Here is a 3,532-nt window from a genome sequence, read left to right on the forward strand (position 1 = left end):
ACATTGACCTGCTCGGCCGCCTTGGCGATGGAGCCGGCTTCGCCCACGGCAACGCAATATTCCAGCTGTCTGAGCGTGAAGCGTAGCGGCATGGCTGGCTATGTTGCCGGTTTGAGGGCTTCGATCAAGCCTAATGCATGTCGCGCAAAAGTGGCCCCGGTTTTGCGCAAACGACATGCATGGAGCAAAGGCCTAAAGCGCATCACTTGAATCCGTTCGATCGCGATGCGCTCTAGGCGCCCATCAATATTTGATCCATGTCGTTTTGAGCGCGGTGTACTTGTCGAGCGCATGCAGCGACAGGTCGCGGCCGAAGCCGGATTGCTTGAAACCACCGAACGGCGTCATCGGGCTCAGAGCGTCGACCTTGTTGACGGAAACTGTGCCGGCCTGCAGCCGCCCGGCGATGCGGTGCGCGCGCGACAGGCTGTCGGTCCACAGCGATGCGGCGAGCCCGTAGGGGCTGTCATTAGCGATGCGGATCGCGTCGGCCTCGTCATCGAAGGCAATGACCGAAAGCACCGGCCCGAAGATCTCGTCGCGGGCAATCGGATCGGCAGGCGTGACATCGTCGAAAATGGTGGGCTGGACAAAGCTGCCGCGCCCATTGACCGTGACCATGTCGCCGCCCGCGACCAGGCGCGCGGTCTTTTTACCGGCCTCGACGAAGCGCATGACATTGGCGGCGTGGCGACTATCGACCATCGCGCCCATTTTCGAAATCGGATCGAGCGGATCGCCGGGCTGCGTGGCCGCCGCACGCTGCACCAGTTTCTCCACCAAGGCATCCTTGATGCCGCGCTGGACGAGCAGGCGTGAATTGGCGGAACAGACCTCGCCCTGGTTGAAGAAGATGCCGAAGGCCGCCATATCGGCCACCACATCGAGATCCCCGCAGTCGGCAAAGACGAGGTTGGGGCTCTTGCCGCCGGTCTCCAGCCAGACCTGCTTCATGTTCGACTGCCCGGAGTACTGCAGGAACATCTTGCCCACCGCGGTCGAACCGGTGAAGGCGAGGCAATCCACATCCATATGGCGGCCAAGCGCCTGGCCGGCGGTTTCGCCAAGGCCGGGCACAACATTGAGCACGCCGGCAGGCAGGCCCGCCTCCATCGCCAGCTCCGCCAGGAGCAGGGCCGACAGAGGCGACTGCTCGGCGGGTTTCAGCACCACCGAATTGCCCGCCGCCAGCGCCGGCGCGCACTTCCAGGTCGCCATGTCGAGCGGGAAGTTCCACGGCACCACCGCGCCGACCACGCCAAGCGGCTCGCGCCGCACCAGCACCAGATCGCCTTCGCCGGTCGGCGCCACCTCGCCATAGATCTTGTCGATGGCCTCGCCATACCATTGGAAGATCGCCGCCGAACCGGGGACGTCGACCGAGGCCGCATCCCTGACCAGTTTGCCCATGTCCAGCGATTCAAGCAGGGCCAGTTCATGCAGGTTGTCGCGCAGCAGCTGCGCCAGCCGCAGCAACACCTCCTTGCGGTGCGCCGGGCTGGTGCGCGACCAGACGCCGGCGTTGAAGCTGCGCCTAGCGGCGGCAACCGCCAGATCGATGTCTTCCTCGCCGCAGGACGCCACTTCGGCCAGCACCTCGCCCGTTGCCGGATTGACGCTGGCAAAGGTCCGGCCCGAACGCGCCGCGACCGTCTTGCCGTCGATGAACGCCTTGTCACGAAAACGGATCGCGGACGCCTTGCCGATCCAGTCCTTGTGGCTGAGTTCACTCATCGCAGGTGACCCCTGTCTTGACTATTCGTCGCCCGGCACGCCGTAGCTCGGCGCATCGGATGGGTTGATCGCGCGGGTCACATAGGCATCGAGCTGTGGCTTGTAGAGTTGCCACAGCGCCGCCAGTTGCTCGATAGGACAATCGTCGGTCCAGTCGCAGCGCAGGTCGGCGACCGGCCACGCCACCTCACGCACCAGCTTCATGCCGGCGGAATGGACAGGGCCAGCCTCGCCGCCGGCTGTCAGCGCCGCGCGCATAGTCGCGATGAGGCGGTCGCCGAGATGCCCCTCCGACGCCAGGAAGGCCTCGACCATCGCTTGCGGCACGCCATCATGGGCCAGCATGTTGCCGCCGCAGGCGACATTGTCAGCTCGCGCCTCCGCCCAGATGCCAAGAGCTTTGGGACCCGAATGGATCGCGGTCGCTCCAGCGGCGTCGACAGCCAGCACCTGCCGGTATTCGGGATAGGCACCGGTGCGCTTCAATATGGCAATCGCCTCCGCCGCGGACGCGCCGCGCGCCAGCAATTCGAGACCGCGCAGTCCAAGCGTAGGATCGGTGACGTTCTGGCTGGCAATGGCCCCGGCGCCCGCCTGCGCATAGGCGCAGCGCGCCGCAACAGCAGGCGACGAGGAGGACACCGCGACCCCGAACATGCCGGTGCGGCCGCACCGCGCGACAATGGAAAAGGTCATCGCAATCAGTCCGGAATGACGGCGGTGCCGTCGATCTCGACCAGCCAGTCCGGCCGCGCCAGGGCCTGCACGACAAGGCCGGTCGAGACGGGATGCACGCCTCTGATATACGCGCCCATGGTACGGTAGACCGCCTCACGATGGCGCACATCGGTGATGTAGACCACCACCTTGACCAGGTGCTCCATGGTGCCGCCGCACTCCTCGATCAGCTGGCGGATGTTCTGCATGACCTTGTGTGTCTGCTCGACCGGATCATGGCTGTCGATGTTCTTGGCCGTGTCGAGGTCCTGCGGACATTGGCCGCGCAGATAGACGGTCCTGCCGCCCCGCGTAACGACCGCCTGGCACAGATCATTGTCGAGCTTCTGCTCGGGATAAGTGTCCTTGGTGTTGAACTTTCGAATTCTTGTATGCGCCATCTTGGTCTCCGTCGGATCAGGCTCGAGGTCGGGGCATCCCGTTTGAGGTGCCGTGTCTATGCCACCTTGGTCTCGCGCTTCGCGGACGCATGGTAGGCTAGGTATTTGCGCTGCGTGGAAATATGGTCGGCCACATGCTGCGCGTCGTGCCAGACGCCCCAGATGAAGCTCGACCCCCTGCGCGATTGCCAAGGCAGTCCGAGGAAATAGATGCCGGGCTCGGTCGACACACCGCGCTGGTGCTTCGGCTTGCCCCTTTCGTCGAACACATCGACCTTCAGCCAGTTGTAGTCGACGGTGAATCCCGTCGCCCAGATGATCGAACCTATCCCGGCTTCCGACAGGTTCAGCTCGAGAATGGGATCGGTCATGCATCGCGGGTCCGGGCCGATCTTGCGGGCCTCGGGCTCTGGGGGAAGGTCGAGGCCGTTGCGGGCGACATAGGCATCTGCCTCGTCCAGAACCGACATGTAATTCGCATCGCCGCGCGCGATATTCTTGGCCAGATCGGGTGCGAAAATCATCACACCGTGCCTGTAGGATTCGGTCCGGCCAACCAGCGTCATCCCTTGCGCGGCAAGGCGCCGGAAGTCGATCGTCTGGCCGCCACGCGCGCCGCTGACCGCGATGGTGACATGTTCGGTGCCGGGCGCAGGCGCCTGCGCCCGGCACCGAACATG

General features: G+C 64.6%; 4 protein-coding genes and 1 pseudogene. All 5 read right to left on the minus strand.

From position 1 onward, the window contains the following. The coding region (locus tag EN969_RS36165; protein ID WP_245467471.1) for a LysR family transcriptional regulator at nucleotides 1–92 on the minus strand (92 nt) is incomplete at its 3' end. A 151-nt stretch (nucleotides 93–243) separates the two neighbouring features. Continuing rightward, complete coding sequence (locus EN969_RS21910; RefSeq protein ID WP_024503970.1) at nucleotides 244–1,734, minus strand: aldehyde dehydrogenase; 1,491 nt, start codon at nucleotides 1,732–1,734, stop codon at nucleotides 244–246. Nucleotides 1,735–1,755: 21 nt separating this feature from the next. Continuing rightward, complete coding sequence (locus EN969_RS21915; protein WP_013530450.1) at nucleotides 1,756–2,430, minus strand: DUF1028 domain-containing protein; 675 nt, start codon at nucleotides 2,428–2,430, stop codon at nucleotides 1,756–1,758. A gap of 5 nt (nucleotides 2,431–2,435) precedes the next feature. After that, nucleotides 2,436–2,852 carry a RidA family protein gene (locus EN969_RS21920; RefSeq protein WP_063168704.1) on the minus strand — a complete coding sequence of 139 codons (417 nt, stop codon included), beginning with the start codon at nucleotides 2,850–2,852 and terminating at the stop codon, nucleotides 2,436–2,438. A gap of 56 nt (nucleotides 2,853–2,908) precedes the next feature. Further along, nucleotides 2,909–3,532: pseudogene (locus EN969_RS21925) on the minus strand (FAD-dependent oxidoreductase); the annotation flags it as partial.

Origin of the sequence: Mesorhizobium sp. M7A.F.Ca.CA.003.01.2.1, from assembly GCF_003998945.1 — a bacterium.
Taxonomy (GTDB): Bacteria; Pseudomonadota; Alphaproteobacteria; order Rhizobiales; family Rhizobiaceae; genus Mesorhizobium; species Mesorhizobium ciceri.